The following is a 23,803-nucleotide window of genomic DNA, read 5'->3' as shown; positions in this document are numbered from 1 at the left end:
CCCGACCCATGTGGTTTCTCGGCATCGACATCGGCACCACCCACATCAAGGTGGCGGGCGTCGACCAGGACGGCACGCCTCTCCCTGCGGGCCGCATCCGCACGCCCACGCTCGATGTCGACAAGCTTGCGTTCCACGACGCCGAGGCAATCTGGCGTGCTACTGCGGAGTTGATCGGCGAGTACGCGAGGACGACGGCCGCGCCGCACGGGTCGCTGGGCGGAGCCGCCGTGGCGTCCTTCGGGCAGGAAGAGTCCGTCGCCGTTGACAGCGCCGGCCGGATGCTCTACCCGTCGCTGGCCTGGTGGGAGCGGCGCCCGATGTGTGCACTCGCGACCGAGACGGCCGAACTGCTCGACTCCTTCGAGCAGTTCCAGGTCTCCGGGCTGCGCCACCGGCCCGACCAGACTCCGGAGCGCACGGCCCATCTGCGGGTCCAGGAGCCGCAGCTGTGGCGGTCGACGACCCGCTGGGTGGACTTCTGCACGTTCGCCACCCATCGGATGACAGGTGAATGGGTCTCTGCGACCAGCCAGATCACTCACAGCCAGTGCTTCGAACTGGCCACGCTGGCTCCCCATGCACCGGTGATGGAGCGGCTCGGGCTCACGCCAGGACATTTCGCGCCCGCGCTGCCCACCGGTGCGGATGCGGGAGAAATGTTGTCCGCAGCCCTGCCGGGGGTGGCCGTTGCCCCCGGCGCCCGGGTCGTCATCGGCGGCCACGACCAGGTCGTCGCCGCCCGTCAAGTGCACTCCATGAGCGGCGCGGAGGTATTCGACTCCATCGGTACGTCCGAGTACCTCATGGTCGCCACCGGTACGTTCGCCCCGCGGACGCGCTCGTACGAACTCGGCCTCGACCACGAGCGCGCGTGGAACGACGACGGCTTTCTGCTCGGCTGCCCGATTCCCTCGGGCAAGGTCGTTCAGCTGCTGGCCGAGCTCTTCCACGACGGCGACTTCGACAGGCTGTTCTCCGGTCTCGCCACCACTGCCTCCAGCCGCCTGCCGTCGCTGCACGTGACAGTCGGGTCCACCGGAGAGGCGGCCGACGGAGCCGAGGGGCTGCTGACACTGGCCGGCGTACCGGCCGGGGCGCGGCCTGCGGAGGTCGTGAGAGGCACCCTCGATCACCTATCCGACCTGGCGCGCACCACCATCGGCGAGATGTGTGAACTGGCGGAGAGGCAGCCCGGCCAGGTCGCCCTGATGGGTTCCCTCTTCAGACGGCCCGAGATGGCCGCGCACCGGCGTGCGCGCTGGGACCTTCCACTGCACATCAGCCCGCTGGCCGAGCCCGTCGCCTCCGGCGCGGCGGCCATCGCCAGGGACGCCCTGACATCACCCGGCGGCCCGCGCGTCGACGGCAAGGAGACATCGTGAGCATCGCCATTACCTCGCTCAACAGCGCCATCGAACGGCTCCTGGCCGTGCATAGTCACCGGCCCGGCTCTGTCCACCGCCTGACGCGCAGCGAGACGCTCGCGGGCGGCAAGGGCGTCAACGTGGCCCGGGTCCTGACCCAGCTGGCGGCCGGCCGGCCGGAGACCTCCGAGCCGGTGCCCGAGCCCCTGCTCCTCGGCTTCTCCGGCGGCCCCACCGGCCGGCTCTTCGAGGACCTTCTCGCCGCCGAGCATCTGGCCACCTCTCTGGTCACGACCTCGGGTGCCACCCGGGTCTGCGAGGTGCTCGTCGACCTGTCGGACCCTGCTGGAGCGACCGTCTACAACGCGAGTGGCCCGCACGTGGAGCGTCCCGAACTCGAAGCTCTGGAAGGCTTGTTCGCCGGCCATATGGCCAAGAGCGAGGCACTCGTGTGCACGGGCAGTCTCCCGCCCGGCGTTCCCGCCGACCAGTACGCACGTTGGATCGCCCGAGCGCGGAACAGGGGGATCCTGTCGGTGCTGGACGCACACGGCGAGGCCCTCGCCCTGGGCGCCGCGGCTCTGCCCGATGTCGTCAAGGTCAACCGTGAGGAGCTGTCGTCCCTCGGCACCGGCGATCCGGCCGCCCGGGCCCTGGACTGGCTGGACGCAGGCATTCGCTGCGTCATCATCACGGACGGCGGCCGTCCCGCCCGTGCGTTCACCGCCGAGGCCGCGTACGAGGTGCTGGCGCCCGAGGTCCCTGTGCGCAGTGCGGTCGGGTCCGGTGACGCCTTCTGTGCGGGTCTCGTGCGGAGTCTGCTCGGCACGCCGCAGGCCGGCTGGGCGGCTCATCTCCGTACGGCTGCGGCATGTGGTGCGTCAAACGCCGCAAACATCACGGCCGGCTTGGCCGCAAGTCACTCACCCGCCGCGCTCGTGCCCCGGGTGACCGTACGCGAATCCGCACTTCGGTCCGCCCGGCCACCGGTCCCCCGGCCGGAAGACGCCCGCGGCTGATCCGACGTCGGCAGAGCTCCCCCAGGGCGGGGCCCCGCCGGACACCGGGAACCGGCCCAGAACAACGCCGTTCTGGCCATTAACCACGGAGGTTCTGTTGGAAAGCGCTACCCGGCCCTCCGCCGGTCACATGAGAAGTGTCATCGTTATCACCTGCGTCACTGCCGTCGGTGGCTTTCTGTTCGGTTTCGACAACGGCGCGATATCCGGCACGGCCGGATTCATCCAGGACCGCTTCGGCCTCAGCGCCGGCGGTCTCGGGTGGGTGACGTCGAGCATCATCGTGGGCTGCATCATCGGTGTGGTCGTGGCGGGCCGTCTCAGCGATGCCGTCGGCCGCAAGAAGGTCATGCTGGGTACCGCCGTCGTCTTCCTCGTGGGGGCGCTCGGCGAGGGGCTCGCACCCAACGCCGGACTGCTCGTGGCCGCTCGCATTCTCGTCGGTATCGGCGTCGGTACGGAGACCACGATCGCGCCGCTGTATATCGCCGAGGTGGCACCGGCGCATCTTCGGGGACGGCTCGTCTCCTTCAACCAGCTCTTCAACACTGTGGGAAATCTTGTGGTGTTCTCGGTGAGCGCAGTCATCGCGCGCGCCTCCACCGACGCGTGGAACATCGAACAAGGCTGGCGCTACATATTCGTCATCGGCATCATCCCGGCCACTGTCTTCTTCGGCCTGCTCTTCCTCGTACCGGAGAGCCCCCGCTGGCTGATACGCCAGGGCCGGACGGCCGAGGGCCTGAAGGTACTTCGGCGGATCAGCCCCACCCCGGCGGACGCCGAAGCCGAACTCGCCGGAATCGAGGCCGCGATGGCGACCGAGGGCAGCCGGGCCGGCGTCAGCGACGTGCTCGCGTCACGCTTCCGCAAGACGCTCGTCATCGGCTTCGGAGTCGCGTTGTTCCAACAGATCACCGGAATCAACGCGATCTTCTATTACGCCCCTGAGGTGTTCAAGTCGGCAGGCCTGGAGACGAACGACGCCATGTCGAGCACCGTCCTGATCGGCGTGACGCTCGTGGCCGCCACACTCGTGTCGATGTGGCTCATCGACCGGATCGGGCGCCGCACGCTCCTTCTGACCGGGGCGACCGCAATGACCGTCCTGCTGGCCTGCATCGGCCTGCTGTTCCGCAGCAGCCACCCCAGCGCACCTCTGCTGCTGGCACTGATCCTCGGGTATGTGGCGTTCTTCGCGGTCTCCTTCGGCACCATCACCTATGTGATCATTTCCGAAATCTTCCCGACGCACATCCGCGGGGTGGCCGCCTCCATCGCCACCTTCGCCCTCTGGGGTGGCAACTACCTGGTCTCCCAGTTCTTCCCGATGCTCGTCGAGGGCATCGGGTCCTCCAGCACCTTCTTCATCTTTTCCGGCATCTCCCTGCTCGCACTGCTCTTCACTCTCACTCTTGTACCCGAGACCAAGAGCAGAAGCCTGGAGGAGATCGAGAGGGAGCTCCACGGGAACCTGCGTCCGGCGGGGGACGACCGTGCGGCTACGCGCGTCTGACGCCGTCGGACCGACTCGCCTCCGTGCTCATGCCCGGACAGGCGGGCGATGCGCCTGCCATCCCGCTCGGCGTGCTGAAGGACGAAGCACGCGCGACGAGGTCCAGGCCGGAGAAGCCCTCCGACCTTCGGCGACGGCCGCCCGGGGCTTGATTGCCGACAGGCATATCAGCCCTGCAGGGCTCGCAGGGTGGCCTCGACGTCAGTGGGGCGGGGCTGGTTGTGGGGAAGTTTGGCGAGGGCGGCGGCCATACCGCAGGTGTTGCTGACGGCGGAGAACACCAGGCCGGTGCCGATGGCGGCGGACAGCCAGCGCGCGGGACGCCAGCGGGTGCCGGCGGCGAGGCCGAGGACGACGAGGGATCCCGCGGCGAGGCGGACCTGGCGTTCCATGGGCCAGGGTGCCTGTGCGTTTTCGGGGCGGTGGAGGGTGTGGCCCTCGCCGGCCCAGGCGGTGGTGCCGCCGGTGAGGGTGGTGGCGGGGATGCCGGCTGCGGCGAGTTCGGTGCAGGCGGTGGTGGAGCGGTTGCCGGAGGCGCAGACCATGAGGAGGTTGCTGCGGGTGGCCGCTGCCCTCAGGGCGGGCAGGGCGGTGTGGAGGTGGTCGAGGGGGATGTTGTGAGCACCGGGGAGGTGGCCGACCGCGTATTCGCCGGGGGTGCGTACGTCGATGACGGTGTAGTCCTGCAGGCGGGCGGCGGCCTGGGCGGGGATGAGTGCGGTGGGGGTGCTCATGTGCGGGGTGGTCCTTTCGCGGTGTTCCGGGGGCGGGTGTTCACACCCCGGTATAATACCCGTAGGGGTATTCATTCAGTGGAGGTGGATGGTGGAGCTCGAGATGGCGGCCGATGAGCTGAAGTCGGTGCTGAACCGGCTGCGGCGGGCGCAGGGGCAGATCGCGGGGATCATCAAGATGATCGAGGAGGGCCGGGACTGTGAGGATGTGATCACGCAGTTCGCGGCGGTCTCCCGCGCGTTGGACCGGGCTGGGTTCGCGATCATCGCGACCGGGCTGCAGCACTGCATGGCCGACGGCGGGCAGGCGGCCGGCGATCGGGACCAGATGCGGGCCCGGCTGGAGAAGCTGTTCCTGTCCCTGGCCTGACGGGCGCAGTGGCTGCCGCATTCATGTGATCACGTCGATGAGCATGAACGCGGCCACCGCCAGGAGTACGCCGGCGAAGCTTCGCTGAAGTGTGCGGCCGGAGATCTTGGCGGCGAGGCGTTTGCCGTCCCAGGCGCCGAGGATCGCGGCTCCGGTGAACGGTCCGACGACCTCCCACTGGATGCCGCCGCCCGTTCCGGTGCGGGCGGTCAGGGCGGCGAGTGAGTTGACGGTGATGACGAGCAGGCTGGTACCTACCGCCCTCCGCATCGTCAGCCCGAGCACGCTCACCAGGGCCGGGACGGCGAGGAATCCGCCTCCGACGCCGAGGAATCCGGTCACCGCACCGAGTCCGGCACCTGCCCCGGCCGCCTTGCCCGGCCGGATCCGGCCTGCCGGTTCGGAGTTGGAGGGGCGGAACATGCGCAGGGCCGCCAGCGCGGCAATCACCGCGAACGCGATGGTCAGGGCCGCCTCGGGTACGTGTCCGGAGGCTGCTCCGGCGAGGTAGGCGGGGATGATGCCCGCGGCTGCGAAGAGTGATCCGGCTTTCCAGGCGACGTGGCCGTCGCGTGCGTGGGCATAGAGGGCGGTGGCGGAGGTGGCGGCCACGATGATCAGGGCGGCGGTGGTGGCCGCTGCCGGGGTGAAGCCGAGCAGGTAGATCAGGGCGGGCACGGCCAGGACGCTGCCGCCGCCTCCCAGGGCTCCGAGGGTGACGCCGATGACGGCTCCGGCGATGAGGGCGAGAACGAGGGCGGTCACGCTATCCGGCCGCTGTTCCCGCGTTCGTCGCTGACCGGGTATCGGCAGGCGGCCCACGCGCTCATGCCGCCCGCTACGTCCACCGCTCGTTCTCCACGCCGGGTGAGGAGTCCGGCCGCCTGCTGGGCGCGGTGTCCGCTGCGGCAGATGACCGCCGGCGGCCGACCCCATGCCCCGGGCGGCAGTTCACTGTTGCCGACGGGTTTCGGCAGCGGGGCGTGCACCGTACCGGGGGCGTGGCCGGCGTTGCACTCCGGCCTTTCGCGGACATTGGGCAGGATCGCGTCCGGGGCCTGACCGCTAGTGCGGCCGCTGGCCTGGTCCACGCCTGGACGGGGCTGACTACGGCGGAAGGGGAACATCGTGTCCTCCTCCTTTCTCGTGCTGTGTCGGGGGCGGGGTCAGCCGGTGGTCAGGAGCAGGCCGGCCTCGGTGGCGGCGTCGAAGCCGTCGTCGACGGCGACGACATCCCGGCCTGTCGCATCCAGCAGGGACGCGGCGATCGCGGCACGCATGCCGCCGGCGCAGTGCACCCACACCGTCCCCTGCGGTACCTCGGCAAGGCGGCCGTGGAGCTCGTGGATAGGGATGTGTACCGATCCCTCGATCCAGCCGTTCGCCCGCTCGGAGTCGCGGCGCACGTCCAGGACCACCACGCCGTCGATGCCGTGGGCGGCGAGGCCGGCGAACGTGGAGCGAGGGAAGGAGGCGGGCGTTACCCCGGTGGGCAGCCAGGCGGCGGGGCCACCGGTCGCGGCGGCGGCCGGCCGGTCGATGCCCACCCGCACCAGTTCACGCTGGGCTTCGGCGAGTTGCCCGGCCGATTCGGCGAGCAGGGTGACCGGCTTGCCCCAGGGGATCATCCAGGCGAGGTAGGTGGCGATCTTGCCATCGGCCTCGAAGTTGAAGGACCCGGCCACGTGCCCGTCGGCGAAGGCCACGCGGTTGCGCAGGTCGACTACCCACTCGCCGGCCGCGAGTCGCGCAGCGATCTCGGTGGGGTCCGCGATCGCGGGCGGGGTCAGATCGACCGGGGCGGGTCCTGCGGCATTGGCCGGGCCCATGTGCGCGTAGTAGGCGGGCACATCCTCAAGCCCGGCCAGCAGGTCGGCGACGAAGGTGTCCACATCGACGGTGAGCGCCGTGTTGGCGCTCTTCTCCTTGCCGATCGTGGTCTCCTCTCCATCGGACTGGGCCGAGGAGCAGAAGCTGCCGAAGCCGTGCGTGGGCAGCACGGCCGTCTCGTCCGGAAGGCCGGAGGCCAGACGGTGGGCGGAGGCGTGCTGGGCGCGGGCGAGCTCTTCGGTCAGCCGCGGCTCGACCAGATCGGGGCGGCCCACTGTGCCGATCAGCAGCGACCCGCCGGTGAAGACGACCACCGGCCGCCCCGCCTCGCGCAACGCGTAGGAGGTGTGGTGTGGGGTGTGGCCGGGGGTCGCGATCGCGGCCAGCGTCAGCTCACTGCCGGCATCGACCTCCACGGTGTCGCCGTCGGCGACAGCCACCCGCGCGAACGGAACGTTCGCACCGGCCGGCACGAGGTACTGGGCGCCGGTGATCCGGGTGAGTTCCAGGCCGCCAGTGACGTAGTCGTTGTGGATGTGGGTCTCCACCACATGCGAGATCCGCACGCCGCGCCGGGCGGCTGCCGCCAGGACCTGATCGATGTCGCGCGGTGGGTCCACGGCCACCGCCGTGTGCTCACCGCCGGCCAGATAGCTGCGGTTACCGAGGCCTTCGAGCTCGATGGTGTCAACGAAGAACACGCGGATACTCCTCTCCTGCGAAATTACCCCGGGGGGTATGTACTCCACCGTAACACCGTACCCCCGGGGGTATATTTCGTGGAGGGGCCGCCCTGCCCGGGCGGGCACCCGACGGCTTCCGCGCGAGGGCGAGCGCACCGGCGTCCAGAGCCTCGCCCCGCCACGGCGGCCGCCCTGACCTGCCAGGGCGCCCTCAAGCCCGTCACCGGGGACGCCGCCCGCCGCCGAGGACGCCGCCCGCCGCCTGACGGCTGCGCTGTCCGCTCCCACCGGGCGCGGCCCGTCCGCTCGGACCATGCCGTTACGGATCCCGGAGCACCGCCAAGGGCACCAAGGCGCCCCGCTCGAACCGGAGTTGCTCAGCCGCTTCGGCGAGCTTCTCCCGAAACGCCGGAGGGCGGAGCGGGGTTGCAGGGCCCGGCAGAGGCCTTCGGTGTGGTGCTGACCGGACGCGCAGGCGGGCGGGTGTCTGACGTTGCGCACGGAAGCCGAAGGCGCTTCCGAACAACGTGACATTGTATACTGGCGTCCACTTATGCCTGGAGGATCGATCATGGGCCATCTCTCGTCCCGCAGTGTTCCCGTGCGGGAGCACCTGCGCGACCAGGTGGCCAACGCCCTGCGCGCCGCCCTCATCGCGGGCGAGCTGCGGCCCGGCGTCGTCTACTCCGCGCCCACCCTGGCCGCCGACCTCGGGGTGTCCGCCACCCCGGTGCGCGAGGCCATGCTCGACCTGGCCCGGGAGGGCCTGGTCGAGGCGGTACGGAACAAGGGTTTCCGGATCACCGAGGTCACCGAGCGAGAGCTGGACGAGTACACGGAGATCCGCGAGATGATCGAGGTCCCGACGATCGGACGCGTCATGGCCGTCGCCGGCGCCGAGCAGTTGGAGGCGCTGCGCCCGCTCGCCGAGGAGATCGTCCAGGGCGCCCGGCGGCACGACCTGATCGCGTACCTGGAGTCCGACCGCCGCTTCCACCTCGGTCTGCTGGGCCTCGCCGGCAACGCGCACCTGGTCCACGTGGTGGGCGATCTCCGCAAGCGGTCCCGGCTGTACGGGCTCACCGCGCTGGACGCCAACGGCCGCCTGGTGGAGTCCGCCGAGGAGCACCTCGAACTGCTCGACTTGATGCTGGCCGGCGACGCCGAGGGCGCGCAGGCGTGCATGCGGCGCCACCTCGGCAACGTCCGCTCCCTGTGGGCCGACTCCTCGGAGTCGGCCCCGCCCGCCGGGCTCGACCGCGGCGCGAGCTGACGGTCCACCGGACTGACGGGCGGCCCGAACAGACGGCCTGACAGGCGCTCCGGATCGTCGTGGTGGTGGTCTGCTTTCCCGGACCGTGCGACATCAGCGGGCGGCGGTCACCCACGCCTCGATGTCGTCGGCGGACCGCGGCAGGGCCGACGACAGGCAGACGGCGCCGTCGGCGGTGATGAGGAAGTCGTCCTCGATCCGCACGCCGATGCCGCGCAGGTGCGCGGGAATCGTGAGGTCGTCGGGCTGGAAGTACAGGCCGGGCTCGACGGTCAGGACGTGGCCCGGCTCCAGGACACCAGCCAGGTAGGCGCTGCTCCGGGCGTCGGCGCAGTCATGGCAGTCCAGGCCCAGCATGTGCCCTGTGCCGCAGACGGTGTAACGGCCGTACAGGGACCGGTCGTGGAGGCCGGCGCCGCCCGGGCGCAGACCCCAGGAGTCCAGGCCCTCGGCGATGACGCGCGTCGCGGCGTCGTGGAAGTCGCCGAACCGCGCGCCGGGCCGCAGCGCGGCGATGCCCGCCGACTGGGCCGCGTACACCAGGTCGTACACCTGCCGCTGCTCGTCGGTGAAGTGCCCGCCGACCGGCAGGGTACGGGTCACGTCGCCGGTGTAGCAGGTGTCGGTCTCCACGCCGGCGTCCAGCAGGAGGAGTTCGCCGTCGCGGACGGGACCGTCGTTGCGCATCCAGTGCAGGACGCACGCGTGCGCGCCGGCCGCCGCGATCGTCTCGAAGCCGAGGCCGTAACCCTCCAGCCGGGCCCGCCGGTTGAACGTGCCCTCGATCCAGCGCTCGCCGCGCGCGAGCCGCATCGCGGTGGGCAGTTCGCCCGCCACGTCGTGGAAGGCGGCCACGGTGTGACCCACGGCCGCACGCATCTGCTCGATCTCCCACTCGTCCTTGACCAGCCGCAACTCCGACAGGAACGCGAGGAGTTCGGACTCGGCCCCGGTGGCCGGCGGCGCCGCCGCGTCGACCACCGGGTCCTGGCCGCGCACCACCCGGGTCGGGACGTCCGAGGCGAGGGCGCGTGCGAGGTCATCGCGAGGGAGAGCCGTAAGGCCCAGGGCGTCGGAGGTCTCCGCCAGGGTGCGGCGCCGGCCGGTCCAGAACTCCCCGTAGCGGCGGTCGCGGTAGAACTCGGTGCCGTTCGGCCCACCGTCGCGCGGGGAGCGCGGCCGGGCGAACACCGTGGCGTCGTGGCCGGTGCCCGTCGGCTCCAGGACGAGGACGCTGTCCGGGACGGCGCCGGCGCCCTCGTCCGCGGTGAGGTGGAGGAACGCGGAGTGCGGCCGGAAGACGTAGTCGAAGTCGTTGCTCCGGACCTTCAGGCCACCGGCCGGGACCACGATCCGCTCACCCGGAAAGCGCGCGGACAGCAGCGCGCGGCGTTTGGCCGCGTACGCCGCTCCGGGCAGTACCGGCACCGCCGGAGCCGTCTCGGCCCACCCTTGCGTGAAGCACTCCGCAAGCGTTGGCGGAACAGCGCGATCGTGGCTCGCGCCCCCGCCCGGCTGCATGTCGTCTCGCATCACCGTATGCTCCGTCCGCCGGAATCCCTTTGCGGGGACAGTACCATTTCACATGGTACAAAAATAGAGGGATGTCACTCCGTCCGTGCTCCCTGCTGGTACGCCGCGACAGCGACCACCAGGTCCTCCCATCCCATCCCGGTGGTCTTGACGACCACCGGACGGTCGCCGGGCAGAGTGGCCTTCGAGGTGAGCAGGTCGGCCATCGTCACCAGCGTGCGAGGGTCGAGCCCGCCCTCCGCCACCGCCATGACGACGTCGCCGGCCTCGCGCAGCGCGCTCGCCCGGCTTTCGACGACGACCGTGGCGCGTTCCATGAGCGTGCCGTCGAGTTCACGCGCCGACGGCTCGTGGGAGCCGACGGCCAGCACGAGTGCCGTGTCGCGGACGAGACGCCCGTCGAGGACCGGCTCGCGGGCCGAGGTCGCGGCGACTATGACATCCGCGGCGCGGACGCTGTCGGCGACAGCCGCGCTGCCCGCGGCCAGGTGGCGGTCCGCCCAGGCCGTCGTCGCGCTGCCGCGGCGGGTGACCACCGTGACGTGGGCGGCCCGCACATGCGCCCGGATCGTCCGGACGTGCCACTCGGCCTGCGGGCCCGCGCCGAAGACCACGAGTCGCAGCCCGTCCGCGGTGCCCGCCGCGACCTCGTACAGCCGGTCGAGGCAGGCGGCGACCGAGACCGCGGGGGTGCGCAGCGTCGTCAGCGCGACACCGTCGAGGATCGCGGCCGGCGTCAGGGTCCGGCTGTCGTGCAGGAGATACGTCGCGTTGATGCGGTTCAGGCCGAGGGCGGCGTTGCCCGGGGCGACGGTCGCGACCTTCACCCCGAACCATCCGCCGGCCTCGGACGGCATCAGCAGCCCCTGCCCGTTGGCCACCGGGGTGATGACCCGCGGCATGTCGCTTTCCGGATCGAGGCCCGCGGCCGGCGCTTCGCGGATGGCCCGGACGGCGGCGACCGGCCCCAGGGCGAAGACCTGCTCCGCGTCGAGGAGTTCGGTCATCGCAGCACGAACCCGGGCAGGAGCGCGTCGCGCGGATCGACGGTGAACCGGCACGTGCCGACCGCGTGCGCGGTGCCCGTCACCGCCGTGACGACCGCCGGTATCCCGTGGACCGCGGTCTGACCGGTGATCCTGGCGTGAAACACCGAGCCCACCACGGACTCGTGCCGCAACTCGTCGCCCGGGCGCACCTGTCCGGCGCCGGCCAGGACCGCGATCCTGGCCGACGTACCGGAACCGCACGGGGACCGGTCGACCTGACCGTCCGCGAACACCGTGATGTTGCGCTGCCGCACCAGCCGGCTGCCGTCGGCCCGCGGCTCGGTGGGCCCGGTCTCCTCGGTGAGGATCGTCCCGTAGATCCCGGACAGCCGCGGGTCGAGAGGGTGCTCGGCGGCGCGGGCGGCGTTCAGCGCGTCGCGGATCTCCCGGCCGACGGCGGTGAGTTCGGTGACGTCCTGCGGCCGGACGCGCAGCCCGACGGACGCGGCCGGCACCACCGCGTACATCGCGCCGCCGAACGCGATGTCGACGGAGACCTTCCCGCGGGAGGTCGGCACACCGACGCCGCGCGCGTGGACATAGGCGGGCACATTGGTGAACGTGGCGTCCTGGACCAGGCCGTTCCTCGTCCGCACGCTCGCCGTGACGCGCCCGGAGGGGACGTCGATCACCACATCGGTCAGACCGTCGGCAGGTGCCGGGACCCGGCCCGAGGCGACGGCCCAGGAGCCCAGGGCGATCGTTCCGTGCCCGCACGCCGTGGAGAACCCGTCGTTGTGCCAGAAGAGGACACCGAGGTGGGCGCCGGTGTCGTCGGGCGGAACCAGGAACCCGCCGTACATTCCCGCGTGGCCGCGCGGCTCGCCGCACAACAGGGCCCGCATCCACTGCACGCCCTCACTCCGCGTCGCGACCACCCTGCGCTCGGCAACGGTCAGCCCCTCCCCCGTCACTTCGGCCGGGCCGTCCACGACGATCCGGAACGGTTCGCCGCCGGTGTGCCAGTCGATCGTCTCGATCGGCTGCGTCCTCGTCATCCGCATCTCGCTTCCAGGCAGACGCCGGCGCCCTGTGCGCCGGTGTTATGGGGCAACGGGAAACAGTGCTGGGTCCCGGAGCATTGCCCAAGGCTTCACCTCAGTGCAATGTTACATACCGCTGCCCGCCTCCTCGGGCGGCTTCCTCTGCGCTCCCCTCCCCCAATGGAGATGCGATGCACTCTCGATCATTACTGCCCAGAGTTCTGGCCGCCGGTCTGGCGGCCGGAGGGCTCGTCGCCGGCCTGATGAGCACCCAGGCGGCCGCGGCCACCAGCCACACGAGGCATGCCTCGGCACCGGCCCGGTCGGCACCCTCCGCGGCTGTGCAGGCCGCTGAACAGCACGGAAAAGCCACGCCGACCGGAGCCGAGACCGGTCAGTCCCAGGCCGCCGCCATCAAGGCCAAGCCGCTGCCCGCGAAACTGCGCGGGGAGCCGGCCGCCCTGGGTTCGGCCAAGCCGTCCAAGCCGCACCTGTCAGCACACGCGGCGATCAATGCGGCCGGTGGCGCCCACCATGCCGCCGTCACATCGTGTACCACGTCGGACTTCTCGGGCCGGTCCGGCAGCGACCTGGTGTCGTACATCAAGACGGTGGACTGGAGCTCCTGCATCAACCCGCTGTTCAGCCTGACCGGTTCGGACGCGCACGCCGTGTTCAACCAGTCCCAGATGCTCGCGGTGGCGAACGGCGTCGCCGGCGCGGCAGGCTCCTACACCGGTGACGACTCCGGCGGCCTGTACGAGCTGATGTACTTTATGCGCGCCGGCTACTACGTGCAGTACGGCGACCCCCAGGACGTCGGCACGTACGACTCCTCGCTCCGCAGCGCCATCGAGAACGGGTTCAACACGCTGTTCACCAGCAGCCACGCGAACGACGTCAGCGCGGGCAACGGGAGCGTGCTGGAGCAGGCGTTCGTCCTCACCGACAGCGCGCAGGTGCAGGCCGACTACCTGGACGTCTACGGCCGCTACCTCAACGCCTACACCAGCAGTTCGTGGGACGCCGTCCCGGAGATGGACCGGGCGCTGAACGCGATCTACACCCCGCTGTGGCGCGGTCCGGGTCTTTCGGACTTCGTCACCGCGATCACCGCGAACTCCGGTATCGCCGACACGCTTTACAACTTCACCCTCAAGCACCGCGACCTGCTCGGCGGGGACAACGACGTCCTCGATTCGAACGCAGGCAACGACCTGGCCAACTTCATCCAGATACCGGCCCTGCAGAGCAAGATCCGCCCGCTCATCAAGGGGCTGCTCGACGGCTCGTCCATCACGGGCGCCACGGACAACCTGTGGGTGCACGTCGCCTACCGGGCCAGCACCGGGGACCCGGGCCAATGCTCCTACTACGGCGTCTGCGACCTGCCGAAGCAGCTCACCGCGGCCGCGCTGCCGATCAACAACGCCTGCAGCAACTTCACCATCATGGCGCAGGCGCTGACAGCGAAGGAGCAGTCCGACGTCTGCACGAGCCTGTCGAACGAGGTCACGTTCTACCAGAAACAGGTCAATACCACCACGCCGATCCCCGGTGAGTACTTCAACCTGAAGATGGTCATCTTCGGGAGCAGGGCCGACTACACGACCTACTCGTGGGCGATCTTCGGCAACGACACCGACAACGGCGGCGAGACGCTGACCGGCACGCCGACCGACCCCAACAACATCGCCTACTCCATCCTCTACCAGTGGCCGACCGATAACGGCTTCACAGCAAACGCGTGGAACCTCAACCATGAGTTCGCGCACGTCCAGCAGTCCATCTACGACATGAAGGGCGACTTCGGCACCCAGGTCACCGTGCCGGACGTCTGGTGGATCGAGGGCCAGGCGGAGTACGTCTCCTACTCCTACCGCAACCTCACCGACGACGGCGCGCTGACCGAGGCGGCCAAGCACACCTACAAGCTCAGCCAGCTCTTCGAGAACACCTATGCCATCGACGACGAGACCCGCACCTACCCGTGGGGGTACCTGGCCGTCCGGTACATGACCGAGAAGCACCCGGACCAGATCCAGGCCATGCTGGCCAAGATGCGGACCGGGGACTACCAGGGTGCCTACGCCGTCTACCACAACATCGGCACCAGCTACGACGCCGACTTCGACGCCTGGCTCGACACCCTGGGCGGCGGCACCGGCTCGGCCAAGGCCTGCACCGACGCCAACACGCAGACGATGGGTCAGAACTGCTTCCGGTCGAACCAGTCCCGGGTGGCCGGTGACACCGACTACCTCTGGGTCTGGCTGCCGGCCGGCACCACGACTCTGAAGGTCACCACCAGCGGCGGCAGCGGCAATGCCGACCTCTACTACGACCCGACGACATGGGCCGGCCCGTCCACCTTCACCCAGAAGTCCACCAACTCGGACAACACCGAGAGCATCACCGTCAACAACACCGAGGCGGGCTACCGGTACATCAGTCTGTACGCGGTGACCGACTTCAGCGGGGTCACCGTCACCACGTCGTTCTGATCCTCCCCTGACCGGCGCTGGCTGAATGACCCGAGGCCGTGGCCCGGTCGACTCCGGTCGACCGGGCCACGGCCTCAGCATGTGCCGACGTCGTACGGCCCCGTACACCTACCTCTGCGGGGTCCAGTAGTGGCGGGCGGCCCACGCCCGGAAGTGCGGTGCCCGGGCGATGAGTTCCTCGTAGGCGGCCAGGGCCGCGCCGAAGAACGTCTCCGCTACCTCGTCGGACACCCTCTCCCGGTGCCACACCAGCACATAGCGGCACCACAGTGGCGTCCCGGCCAGTGGCTTGACGACCACGCCCAGGTTCGGCTTGCACGTCGCCTGGACGACGGAGATCCCCAGCCCGTAGGCGATCATCCGCTGCAACTGGTCCCGGTCACCGAGGTATTCGTGCACGGTGGCGGGTGTGAAGCCGGCCGCCTGGAAGGCGTCGTAGCAGACACCGGGCCAGCCCGCACCGTCGTCGGGCGTCAGGAACCAGGCGTCCCTCGCCAGATCGGGCAGCGGCACGTCCAGTTGCCCGCTCGCCGGGTGGGCGGCGGGCAGGGCCACGAAACTGGGCTCGGTGACGATGCCGCGGTGCACCACGGCTTCCGAATGCCCCAGCTCCCGTCCGGGATAGTCGACCGCGACGGCGACGTCCAGCTTGTCGTCCTCAAGGAGCCCGATGATCTCGGCTGAGGAGTACACGCTGCTCACCTGCGTGGTCAGCGCCGGCAGGACGTTGCACGCCCGCTGCAGGAGCCCCGGCAGGATGGGCGTATTCGTCGCGGCCACCCGCAGCACCCGATCGGTCCCACGGCGGCCCGCGGTGGACCGGCGCCCTATCGAGCTCGCCAGTGCCACCACCTCGCGGGCCTGCACCACCACCTCGACCCCGAAGCGCGTCGGTGTCACCCCCGCGCTGCCCCGGACGAAGAGGTCCTCGCCCATGAGCCGCTCGATGCGCTTCAGCTGACTGCTGACCGCGGGCTGCGAGCACCCCAGGACGGTGGCCGTCCGGCCGAGGCTCATCGTGTCGGCGATCGTGCACAGCATCCGCAGGTGTCGGAGTTCGAGTTCCATCAGCACCCGTCCCAGGTCTCTCAGGGGTGTGCCGATTTTACGTCCGATCTTTGATTTTTGGGGTTCCGGTGCAGGCCGGAGTGGGGTGGAGGGTTGGTGGAGGCAAAGGCCGACAAGTCGCGAAACCGACCCCGAACACTGGCTGTCCGTCACACGAGTCGCAGCAGTACCGCCGTGGTCCCCTGGGCCGGCACCGCGACTGGCACCGAGCCGTCGGGATCAGGCTCCAGCCGCGCGCCCGCGGCGCCCAGGTAGTCGGCGGTCACCGTCTCCGCTACCGGGAATCCCGGCGTGATCCGGCAGGTCACCGGCTCCTGCGCATACGACTGGAGTCTGACCAGCACCCGCCCGTGAGCGGGCACGGTGAGACCCACGACCCTGATCCGTGGATCGCTGACGGTCAGCAGTCCGTACGAGGCCTCCGGCTCCTCGTTCACCTCGCCCTTCGCGCGCACCGCCAGCAGGGGGCGGCTGCCCGAGGACGCCGTCCGCATGCCCAGTTCAGGGCCCGCGCACTCGATGGAGGATGCCACGCCCACGCTGTACCGGAAGACATGGTCGAAGGCCTGCTCCGAGGGGAAGTTGGTGTCCCAGATGTTGTTGTGCACCCAGGAGAAGAGAGTGCCGGGCTCCTCCTGGGCGAGTGACTGTGGGTAGGGCACGTAGGGAATCGCGATTCCGCCGATCTGCACCAGCGGGGCGTCCTGGGTGGCCACGGCGGCGACCGTCGTCCCCTCCTGGAAGCTGACCCAGCGCCGCACCGCGCGCATGTGCCGCGCAGATCCCGGCACCGTCGCAAGCCCGGTACCCGTCATGCCGCCGGTGGCCTCCATCCGGACGACAGGAGCCTCCATCGCGAAGGGGAACGCGAAGAACGCGCTTTCCTTGGTCAGGGTCGCCCTCTTGGCGATCCGGTTCTCCAGATCGATGCGGGCCTCGCCGTGCGGGAGATGGACCCGGACGCGCAGCCGCTCGGTGCCTGCCGGTGTGCACTCATAGACGAGTGTCTGGCCGGTCGCGTCGGAGAAGCGGTCCACCAGCGCGGCCGGCGGGGCCGCGGTGCGCGACGCGAGCAGATGCATGGAGTCCGTGGCCGTGGTCTTGCTCGACTGATGGTTGAAGCCGCCGGCCGTGGCGTACTCGTCGTACACATAACCGTTCAGGCCGAGCGTCGCGTCCTGGCGGACCAGTTCCCGGCCCGTCCGCTTGTCGGTGACTGATCCGATCCAGGCCGAGCGCAGATCGATGCGCACCCGCAGGAACTCGTTCTCCAGGACGGTGGGATCCCCCGCGTCCCCCGCGTCCGCTGACGTCGGAGGAGCCGCATCGGCGGGTACGACGTCCACCCGTACCGCACCGTGCGCGGGCACGTCACCGAGCCGGAAGAGCAGGAAGCGGCCGGCGGCCCGGTGCAGTTCGTTGGTCTGGGCCTCCTCGGTGTGCTCCAGCGGTGAGTCGTCTCGCGCGTCGAGCAGGCGGACATGGTCCTCCAGCGGGACCGTGCTCTCCGGAAGGAACAGCCGGACCGTCTCGGACCGCTGCCAGCTGCAGGTGTTGGTGACGTAGTAGCCGGCGAGGGTGCCCTCGCGCGGCGAGAGCCGGGTGCCGAGCGCGGCGCCCGCGCCGTCGAGGAGAGTCTTCGCGTCGTCATGGGCCCGCAGCGCCTGGGCGTACTTCCAGTGCCACTGCCGCTCGCCGGAGGCATGGCCGTGGTCGCCGTGCGTCCACGGGTCGCCGCCTCCCCAGGTGTGCTCGTTGAACAACGAGGCGGCCCGGTAGACCGCGGGCGCGGACGCGGTGATCTCCGCGCCGCCGTGCGCGCCGAGGATCTCCGCGTACCCGGCCACCGTCTGGGCGTCGGCCAGTGCCGCCTGACCGTCGCGGGTGGCGGCCAGCGGGACGGCGCCTGCCCCGACGCCGTCCACCCACCAGTCGCTCCAGTCGCCCTCGAAGGTCTCCAGGCGGTCGCCGAGGCGTTCCTCGGCGTCGATGAAGAAGTCCTCGTTGCGTGAGGTGCGCAGCACGGGGAAGGCCCATTCCTCGTTCCACCGGCGCACTGTGTCCGCGATGATGCGGCGCGGCGGACCGTTGTCCGCGAACTTGCCCAGCACGCGCAGGTGCAGTGTGTCCCAGGGATAGGGGTCGCCCTTGAACTCCTCGTCCAGTACGGGGAATCCGGGGATGCCGCGGCCTTCGTGCGGGTACTGGTGGGTGGCCAGCGCCGAGAGGTAGTTCGGCAGGAGGTCGTCGACGCGGGCGAAGGACTCGTCGAAGCCGAGGATCGAGCCCTCCATGTAGGCGAGCCCGTGCGGGGTGTCGGTGCGCCACACCAGCACGCTGCGCCCGCTGGGTGCCTTCCAGCGGAAGAGCCGGGGCAGTTGCCCGCCACCGACGTGGTGCGGCACGGCGCGTCCGGCCCAGTTGTGGGCGACCGAGAGATAGCGGATGCCGCTGTCGGCGAGGACGTCGGGCAGCCCGACGACCTGCCCGGGGACGTCCGTCTGCATCGCCGTGGTGATGTCGATGCCGTGCTGATCACGCAGGTCCCGTACCGGGCGCAGCAGTTCGTGGAGTTCGTCGGTGGAGCAGGTCTCGGTGTGCAGGTTGAAGGGCATCGCGGCGAGCTCTATGCGGCCCTCGCGAACCCGCTCCAGGAACTCCGCGACCTGTTCCGCCGGACGGTTGGCCGACCAGTTCTCGTAGCTGAAGAACCCCTCGACAGCCCAGCGGAACCTGGACTCCTGGGGCCAGTCGTCCGTCGTGCGGCACAGCTCCAGGAGGGAGTCGAGGTACTTGCGTCCTTCGGCGAGTACGGTGCCCTGCGGGTCGGTGTAGCCGATGTCGAGATGGGCGTGCTGGACCAGATGCAGGGTCCAGTGGCGCTGCGGAGTCAGTGGTACTTCGAGTCTCTCGCCCTCGGCCAGTTCGGGCAGTTCGATGAGGATCTGGACCGGGGACTGCACCTCGGGGACCAGCAGACGGGTGGCGCCGTCGGGCCCCGGGAGCAGGTCGCAGCGCAGGGCGCTTCCGGACACGGTGGTGACGCGGGCGACGGTGACGGGGCGGTCGGTGCGTACCCGTACGGACTGGAGCAGACCGCCGTCACCGTCATGGCGCAACAGTGGCTCGCAGGAGAGCCGGACGGGGTGTCCGCCGAGGACTCCCGAGGAGCTGACACCGCGGTCGCGGAGGATGTCGCGGGCTATGCCGGAGTCCCACCAGGAGGGGCGGGACAGATCTGGGCGGGGCATGGAGAGGGTTCTCCGCTCTGGCGTGGTGCCGGGTTCGGTGCGTACGGCGGTCGGTCGGGAGGTATCGGTTCGGTACGTACGGCGGTCGGTGCGTGGTGCCGGTTCGGTGCGTGGTGCCGGTTCGGTGCGTACGCGGTCGGTGCTGCGGTGCGGGTGTGCGGACGGCAGGAGATGAAGGGGTCAGGAGTGCTGGGTGGCGAGGCCGGCGAAGATCTGGACCATGGCGGACTGCTCCAGGGTTTCGGCGGGCGCGGTGGCGTCGTAGTCGCCGCCGCCCGATGGCTGGAACCGGAAGAGCCCGGTCGAGGGGTCCCGGTTCTCCTTCCAGGTCTGCTCCGCGTAGGCGCTCTCCGCCTTGCGGTAGGCGGGGTCGGGCCGTACGCCGTTCAGGAGCCGCAGGTTGTCGAAGTAGATGGCGTTGAAGATCGCCGGCTGGTCGTGCAGCCGGTCTCCCTGCTTCCAGTACGCGAGTGAGCCCTCGGCGTCCTGGACGGCGCGCTTGAGGTAGGAGCGGTCGCCGGTGGCTCGGTAGAGCGTGGTGGCAGTGCCGACCATGGCCCCGGAGTTGTACGTCCAGAGCGTGGTGTTGACCGTCCCGTCGTCGTCACGGCTGTTCTGGTAGAGCCCCGGAGACTGGCGCAGACATGACCAGTTCCACTCGTACCACTTCTTCGCGCTCGTCAGATACCGGTCATCGGATGTCACCTGGTAGAGCTGCGCGGCCAGTTCGGCGGCGAGCCCGGTGACATTGGCGGCGCGCATGGTGTTGCTGGTGGAGTCGACCCAGTCCATGCCGCCGGGACAGGACTTGGCCGGGTCGTCGTCCCAGCCGCGGCTGACGATGCCGAAGGTCTGCTCGGCCCGGCCGAGGTAGGTGGCGTCCCCCGTGGCGCGGTACTGGTCCAGGAGGGAGAGTCCGACCACCGAGTTGTCGTCGTAGAAGACGTCCCCGCCCTGGCCGAGGGGCGCGGGGAGGTAGGAGTCGTAACCGGGCCGTCCGTCGCGGGGGTCGAAGTAGAGCTCAAGAGTGCGGAAGCGTTCGGCTGCGTCCGCCGTGTAGGAGGTTCCGGACTTGGGGAGGCCGGCCATGTCGACGGCGGCCGCCGTGGCCTCGCGCAGGGGCCAGAGGTAGGAGTGGGCGTTGTCGGTACTCTGCCGCGGGGTCCTCTCCTGGTAGAGCCCGTGGTTGTCCGCTCCCTGGTAGAGGTTCTTCTGGAGTGCGGCGTACGTGTCTTCGGCGCGGCCGGTCCACGGGTTCGCGGCCGGTCCTGCGGTGGCGAAGGCCGGCGCGGTGCACAGAGCGGCGGCGAGCAGTGGGACGGCGGTGAGGGTGAGAGCGGCGCGGGCGGAGATCTTCACCGGGGTGTGCCTTTCGGGGGGATCGGCTCATGGCGTGCGGCTCGCGGGGAAAGGTGCTGGTGGTGATGCGTCTCGGCGTCGGGGTCAGCCGAGCTTGAGGCTGCTGACGAAGAAGCGCTGGGCGGAGAAGAACAGGACGACGGTCGGCAGCGAGACGAGGAGGGCGCCGCCGAGGACGACCGGAGGGCCGACGTTGGAGTAGTTGCCCTGGAGTTCGGCGAGTGCGGCCATCACGGGGCGGATGTTCCGGCTGGTGGAGAGGGTGATGCCGAAGAGGAGGTCGTTCCAGACGGCCACGAACTGGAACACGAAGGCGGCGACCATCGCCGACTTCGACAGCGGTACGTGGATCTGCCAGAAGATCCGCCACCAGGACGCGCCGTCCAGCCGTGCCGCTTCGATCACTTCACCGGGAAGGGTCCGGGCGAAGTTGCGCATGATGAAGTACGCGAACGGGATCGCCACCGCGACATACACCAGGAACAGCCCGATCTGGGCGTCGTAGAGACCGGTGTTCGCATAGGCCAGGAAGAGGGGCCGCAGGAAGACCTGGAGCGGCAGCAGCGTGCCCGAGTAGATCAGCCAGAACCACAGGGTCTTGCGTTTCACCGGCATGATGACCGTCGCGAAGGCGGCGGTGGTGGCCATGAGGATGGCGGCGGCCGCGCTGGTCACCGCGTACAGCAGGCTGTTGCCCATGGCGGGCCCCAGCCTGGCCCGGGTCCATGCCTGGGACATGTTGTCGAAGAGCCCGAAGCCCCCGTGCGGCCACCAGTGGGGGCTGCCGCCGTACTGGGCGGCCGGCACGAGCGCGTTGACCACGAGCAGCCAGGTCGGCACGGCCCAGAGCAGGGAGACGACCACCAGGGTCGTGTTGCGGAGGGCGGTGCCCGCGGAGATACGGCGGTTGGACATGGTCAGGCGCCTTTCGGGGTCAGCTGGCGCCGCAGATAGAGCCAGGAGGCCAGCAGCACGATGACGGTGAGGACGACCGCGACGGCCGCGCCTGCGCCGGGACGCAGCGCGAGGAACGTCTCCTGGTACATCGAGACCGCGAGCGTCTCGGAGTTGCGGCCCGGACCGCCCTGGGTGAGTACCCAGATCAGGTCGAACGACTTCAGACCGTTGACCAGGCTGCTGCCGACGACGATCACGGAGACCGTCCTCAGCTGGGGCAGGATGACGTACCAGAATTTGCTCCAGCCGGTGGCGCCGTCCAGGGACGCCGCCTCCAGGGTCTCCGGCGGGATGGTCTGCAGGCCGACCAGAAAGAGGATCACGGCCACACCGGTCGACTGCCAGGTGTTGGCGACGATCATCACCAGGGTGTTGCCCGGCCATTCGATCAGCCAGCCCTGGGCGAAGGAGCCCAGACCGAGCGCCCTGAGTGCCTGGTTGGCGGCGCCGTCCGTGGTGAGGACGAAGTTCCAGACGACCGCCACGGCGGAACCGGAGATCGCGTAGGGAAGGACCACCAGCAGGCGTGCCACCCGCGACCACCGGGCGCCATCGGTCATGATCGCGATCCCCAGGCCGAGGAGCAGCGGAAGGGCGACCGTGCCGACCACCCACATCAGGGTGTTCTCGATCGACTTGGCGAGCACCGGGTCGGTGAAGAACAGCCCGTAGTTGGTGAACCAGGTGAAGCCCGAGACACGGCCGTCGCTGAAGAACCCCCGGTAGAGCGTTACCGCGAACGGGACCAGGAGCAGTGCGGAGACGAGCAGAACGGCGGGTGCCAGGAACCCCGCCCCCGCGAGCCGGTCCCTGAGTCTGCTGGGAGGCCTGCGGGTCGGCCGGGCGGGCGGCAGGCCGAGGGTGGGGGAACCGGGCGCCGTGGGCCGCCGGTCGAGCGCCGATGTCATGACTCGTCCTTGTTCCAGGCGGCCCACTCCTTGGCCGCCCGGCTCGCCATGCTGCGCAGCAGGGCCTCCGGGGACATGGCCTGCGTCATGAAGGCTCCCAGGTCGTCGGTGTTTCCCTGAATGAGGTTGGGTGGCCCGGACTGTCCGTACCGGGGAAGCTCGGTCCAGTGCTCGCGGCGGGCCTTTTCCTGGATGCGGGCGAGTACCGGGTTGCTGGTGACCGCCTTCGGGTTGGCCGAGCCGTCCTGGAGGAAGTCGGTCCAAACTCGCTGGACCGAAGGATCAAGCCAGTGACCGGCGTTGGCCATGGCGGCGTCGTGCGACACGGCCTTCTCCGGTACGGCGAGGACACCGGCCTCGGTGATGACGGACCTCTTGGTGGAGGCGTCCACGGGCGGCAGGACGAAGGCGTCGAAGCCTTCGCCGGGCTTCATTCCGGCGGCGGCCAGACCCTGGGACTGCCACGAGCCGTGCAGGAACATCCCGACCTTGCCGGTCTTCAGCGCGGCGGGACCGTTGTTCTGGTCGAAGTCGGCCGGTGTCATCCAGCCCTTCTTCATGAAGTCCTGCCAGATCTGCACGGCCTTCTTCGCCTGCGGATCGGTGTAGTCGGCCCGGCCCGCGATCAGATCGGCGTAGAACTGCGGGTCGACCTTGCTCAGGAGTTCCTCGAACCACTCGTACGCGGGCCAGTTGCCGTTCTGCGTGGCGACGAACGGCGTGACGCCTGACTTCTTGAGGACTTCGGCGTTGTGCAGCAACTCCTCCCAGGTGTCCGGGGCCCGGAGTCCGTGCTTGTCGAAGACCTCGGTGTTGTAGAACAGCACGTAGTACGACTGGTACAGCGGTATCCCGTACACGGCGCCGCGGTAGGACATCGCGTCACGGAGGGTCTTCGTCACCCAGCCTTTCCGCTCGTACGCGTCCCACATCCGGGTCAGGTCGCTGAGGCTGCCCGTGCGTGCGAGCTGCTTCAGGTTGTAGCCCGACTGCCACTTGATCAGGTCCGTCGCCTTGGTCGTCTGCAGTGAGATCTGGGTGACCTGCGTGTAGGCGGTGGGGTTCGGGTTGGACAAGGGGCGCAGTGCGTAGCCGGTGAGCTTCTTCAGCTCGCGGCCGGCTGCGACGTACCCCTGGTCCCAGGTGGCGTTGTCGTTGGCCAGGGACGTGGTGCCCGGCATTGCGGCCGTGCTGTCGCCCCGTGCGCAGCCGCCTGCCAGGGCGGCCGCGGCACCGGCCCCCAGACCGGCCAGCACGGTTCGGCGACGGAACGGGTGAGCCGGCGGCTGTGTCGCCTCGCCGGTTGATCTCATGGGCTCCTGCCCTTCCCTCTGGATCCCGGCGGGGGATCCCTGGTTCTGGGGTGCGGTGTGGGAGATCGCAACGGAGCGCACCACTC

19 protein-coding genes are annotated in these 23,803 nt (G+C 69.9%); 6 read left to right on the top strand and 13 right to left on the bottom strand.

Going from position 1 to position 23,803, the window contains the following annotated elements:
• Positions 1 to 8 precede the first annotated feature (8 nt).
• The 3 genes from OG210_RS32185 to OG210_RS32175 all read left to right on the top strand — a co-directional run bounded on the left by OG210_RS32185 (position 9) and on the right by OG210_RS32175 (position 3,902).
• The gene (locus OG210_RS32185; RefSeq protein WP_328323104.1) at positions 9 to 1,385 is read left to right on the top strand and encodes an FGGY family carbohydrate kinase; all 1,377 of its coding nucleotides are present in this window, start codon (positions 9 to 11) and stop codon (positions 1,383 to 1,385) included.
• A complete protein-coding gene (locus OG210_RS32180) occupies positions 1,382 to 2,386 on the top strand; it encodes a PfkB family carbohydrate kinase (RefSeq protein WP_328323106.1) in 1,005 nt (334 codons plus the stop codon). Before OG210_RS32185 ends, OG210_RS32180 begins: the two co-directional genes overlap by 4 nt.
• A 130-nt stretch (positions 2,387 to 2,516) precedes the next feature.
• On the top strand, positions 2,517 to 3,902 hold the full coding sequence (locus OG210_RS32175) for a sugar porter family MFS transporter (protein WP_328323108.1): 1,386 nt from the start codon (positions 2,517 to 2,519) through the stop codon (positions 3,900 to 3,902).
• Between the two features lie 167 nt (positions 3,903 to 4,069).
• Here the strand turns inward: OG210_RS32175 and OG210_RS32170 are convergent, their stop codons facing one another.
• Positions 4,070 to 4,636 (bottom strand): rhodanese-like domain-containing protein, encoded by a 567-nt coding sequence (locus OG210_RS32170; RefSeq protein WP_328323110.1) that lies wholly within the window; start codon positions 4,634 to 4,636, stop codon positions 4,070 to 4,072.
• A gap of 91 nt (positions 4,637 to 4,727) precedes the next feature.
• Here OG210_RS32170 and OG210_RS32165 point away from each other — a divergent pair, with 91 nt between their 5' ends.
• Positions 4,728 to 5,006 (top strand): metal-sensitive transcriptional regulator, encoded by a 279-nt coding sequence (locus tag OG210_RS32165; RefSeq protein WP_328335268.1) that lies wholly within the window; start codon positions 4,728 to 4,730, stop codon positions 5,004 to 5,006.
• Positions 5,007 to 5,027: 21 nt separating this feature from the next.
• On the opposite strand, the gene OG210_RS32160 is transcribed toward OG210_RS32165, so the two are convergent.
• The 3 genes from OG210_RS32160 to OG210_RS32150 form a co-directional block, all read right to left on the bottom strand.
• Positions 5,028 to 5,771 carry a sulfite exporter TauE/SafE family protein gene (locus tag OG210_RS32160; RefSeq protein WP_328323112.1) on the bottom strand — a complete coding sequence of 248 codons (744 nt, stop codon included), beginning with the start codon at positions 5,769 to 5,771 and terminating at the stop codon, positions 5,028 to 5,030.
• The gene (locus OG210_RS32155) at positions 5,768 to 6,097 is read right to left on the bottom strand and encodes a rhodanese-like domain-containing protein (protein ID WP_371540039.1); all 330 of its coding nucleotides are present in this window, start codon (positions 6,095 to 6,097) and stop codon (positions 5,768 to 5,770) included. The genes OG210_RS32160 and OG210_RS32155 overlap by 4 nt, the downstream gene beginning before the upstream one ends.
• A 75-nt stretch (positions 6,098 to 6,172) precedes the next feature.
• On the bottom strand, positions 6,173 to 7,537 hold the full coding sequence (locus OG210_RS32150; protein ID WP_328323117.1) for an MBL fold metallo-hydrolase: 1,365 nt from the start codon (positions 7,535 to 7,537) through the stop codon (positions 6,173 to 6,175).
• 553 nt (positions 7,538 to 8,090) lie between these two features.
• Between OG210_RS32150 and OG210_RS32145 the strand changes: the two genes are divergently transcribed.
• Positions 8,091 to 8,792, top strand: coding sequence for a GntR family transcriptional regulator (locus tag OG210_RS32145; RefSeq protein ID WP_328323119.1), 702 nt, complete (start codon positions 8,091 to 8,093; stop codon positions 8,790 to 8,792).
• A gap of 93 nt (positions 8,793 to 8,885) precedes the next feature.
• Here the strand turns inward: OG210_RS32145 and OG210_RS32140 are convergent, their stop codons facing one another.
• The 3 genes from OG210_RS32140 to OG210_RS32130 form a co-directional block, all read right to left on the bottom strand.
• The gene (locus OG210_RS32140; RefSeq protein WP_371540571.1) at positions 8,886 to 10,313 is read right to left on the bottom strand and encodes an aminopeptidase P family protein; all 1,428 of its coding nucleotides are present in this window, start codon (positions 10,311 to 10,313) and stop codon (positions 8,886 to 8,888) included.
• An 86-nt stretch (positions 10,314 to 10,399) separates the two neighbouring features.
• Positions 10,400 to 11,332 carry an ornithine cyclodeaminase family protein gene (locus OG210_RS32135; protein WP_328323123.1) on the bottom strand — a complete coding sequence of 311 codons (933 nt, stop codon included), beginning with the start codon at positions 11,330 to 11,332 and terminating at the stop codon, positions 10,400 to 10,402.
• A complete protein-coding gene (locus tag OG210_RS32130; RefSeq protein WP_328323125.1) occupies positions 11,329 to 12,378 on the bottom strand; it encodes a proline racemase family protein in 1,050 nt (349 codons plus the stop codon). Before OG210_RS32130 ends, OG210_RS32135 begins: the two co-directional genes overlap by 4 nt.
• A 170-nt stretch (positions 12,379 to 12,548) precedes the next feature.
• Here OG210_RS32130 and OG210_RS32125 point away from each other — a divergent pair, with 170 nt between their 5' ends.
• On the top strand, positions 12,549 to 14,861 hold the full coding sequence (locus OG210_RS32125; protein ID WP_328323127.1) for a M9 family metallopeptidase: 2,313 nt from the start codon (positions 12,549 to 12,551) through the stop codon (positions 14,859 to 14,861).
• A gap of 108 nt (positions 14,862 to 14,969) precedes the next feature.
• On the opposite strand, the gene OG210_RS32120 is transcribed toward OG210_RS32125, so the two are convergent.
• From OG210_RS32120 to OG210_RS32095, 6 genes are all read right to left on the bottom strand, one after another.
• On the bottom strand, positions 14,970 to 15,929 hold the full coding sequence (locus OG210_RS32120; protein WP_328323129.1) for a LysR family transcriptional regulator: 960 nt from the start codon (positions 15,927 to 15,929) through the stop codon (positions 14,970 to 14,972).
• A gap of 149 nt (positions 15,930 to 16,078) precedes the next feature.
• Complete coding sequence (locus OG210_RS32115; RefSeq protein WP_328323131.1) at positions 16,079 to 19,180, bottom strand: alpha-mannosidase; 3,102 nt, start codon at positions 19,178 to 19,180, stop codon at positions 16,079 to 16,081.
• A 180-nt stretch (positions 19,181 to 19,360) separates the two neighbouring features.
• On the bottom strand, positions 19,361 to 20,539 hold the full coding sequence (locus OG210_RS32110; protein WP_328323133.1) for a glycoside hydrolase family 76 protein: 1,179 nt from the start codon (positions 20,537 to 20,539) through the stop codon (positions 19,361 to 19,363).
• 84 nt (positions 20,540 to 20,623) lie between these two features.
• Positions 20,624 to 21,454 (bottom strand): carbohydrate ABC transporter permease, encoded by an 831-nt coding sequence (locus OG210_RS32105; protein ID WP_328323135.1) that lies wholly within the window; start codon positions 21,452 to 21,454, stop codon positions 20,624 to 20,626.
• 2 nt (positions 21,455 to 21,456) lie between these two features.
• Positions 21,457 to 22,404 carry a sugar ABC transporter permease gene (locus tag OG210_RS32100; protein WP_328323137.1) on the bottom strand — a complete coding sequence of 316 codons (948 nt, stop codon included), beginning with the start codon at positions 22,402 to 22,404 and terminating at the stop codon, positions 21,457 to 21,459.
• Complete coding sequence (locus tag OG210_RS32095) at positions 22,401 to 23,717, bottom strand: extracellular solute-binding protein (protein ID WP_328323139.1); 1,317 nt, start codon at positions 23,715 to 23,717, stop codon at positions 22,401 to 22,403. The genes OG210_RS32100 and OG210_RS32095 overlap by 4 nt, the downstream gene beginning before the upstream one ends.
• Between the last annotated feature and the right edge of the window lie 86 nt (positions 23,718 to 23,803).

Source organism: Streptomyces sp. NBC_00466 (genome assembly GCF_041433995.1).
GTDB lineage: Bacteria > Actinomycetota > Actinomycetes > Streptomycetales > Streptomycetaceae > Streptomyces.
This window is presented reverse-complemented; position numbering and strand designations above follow the sequence as displayed.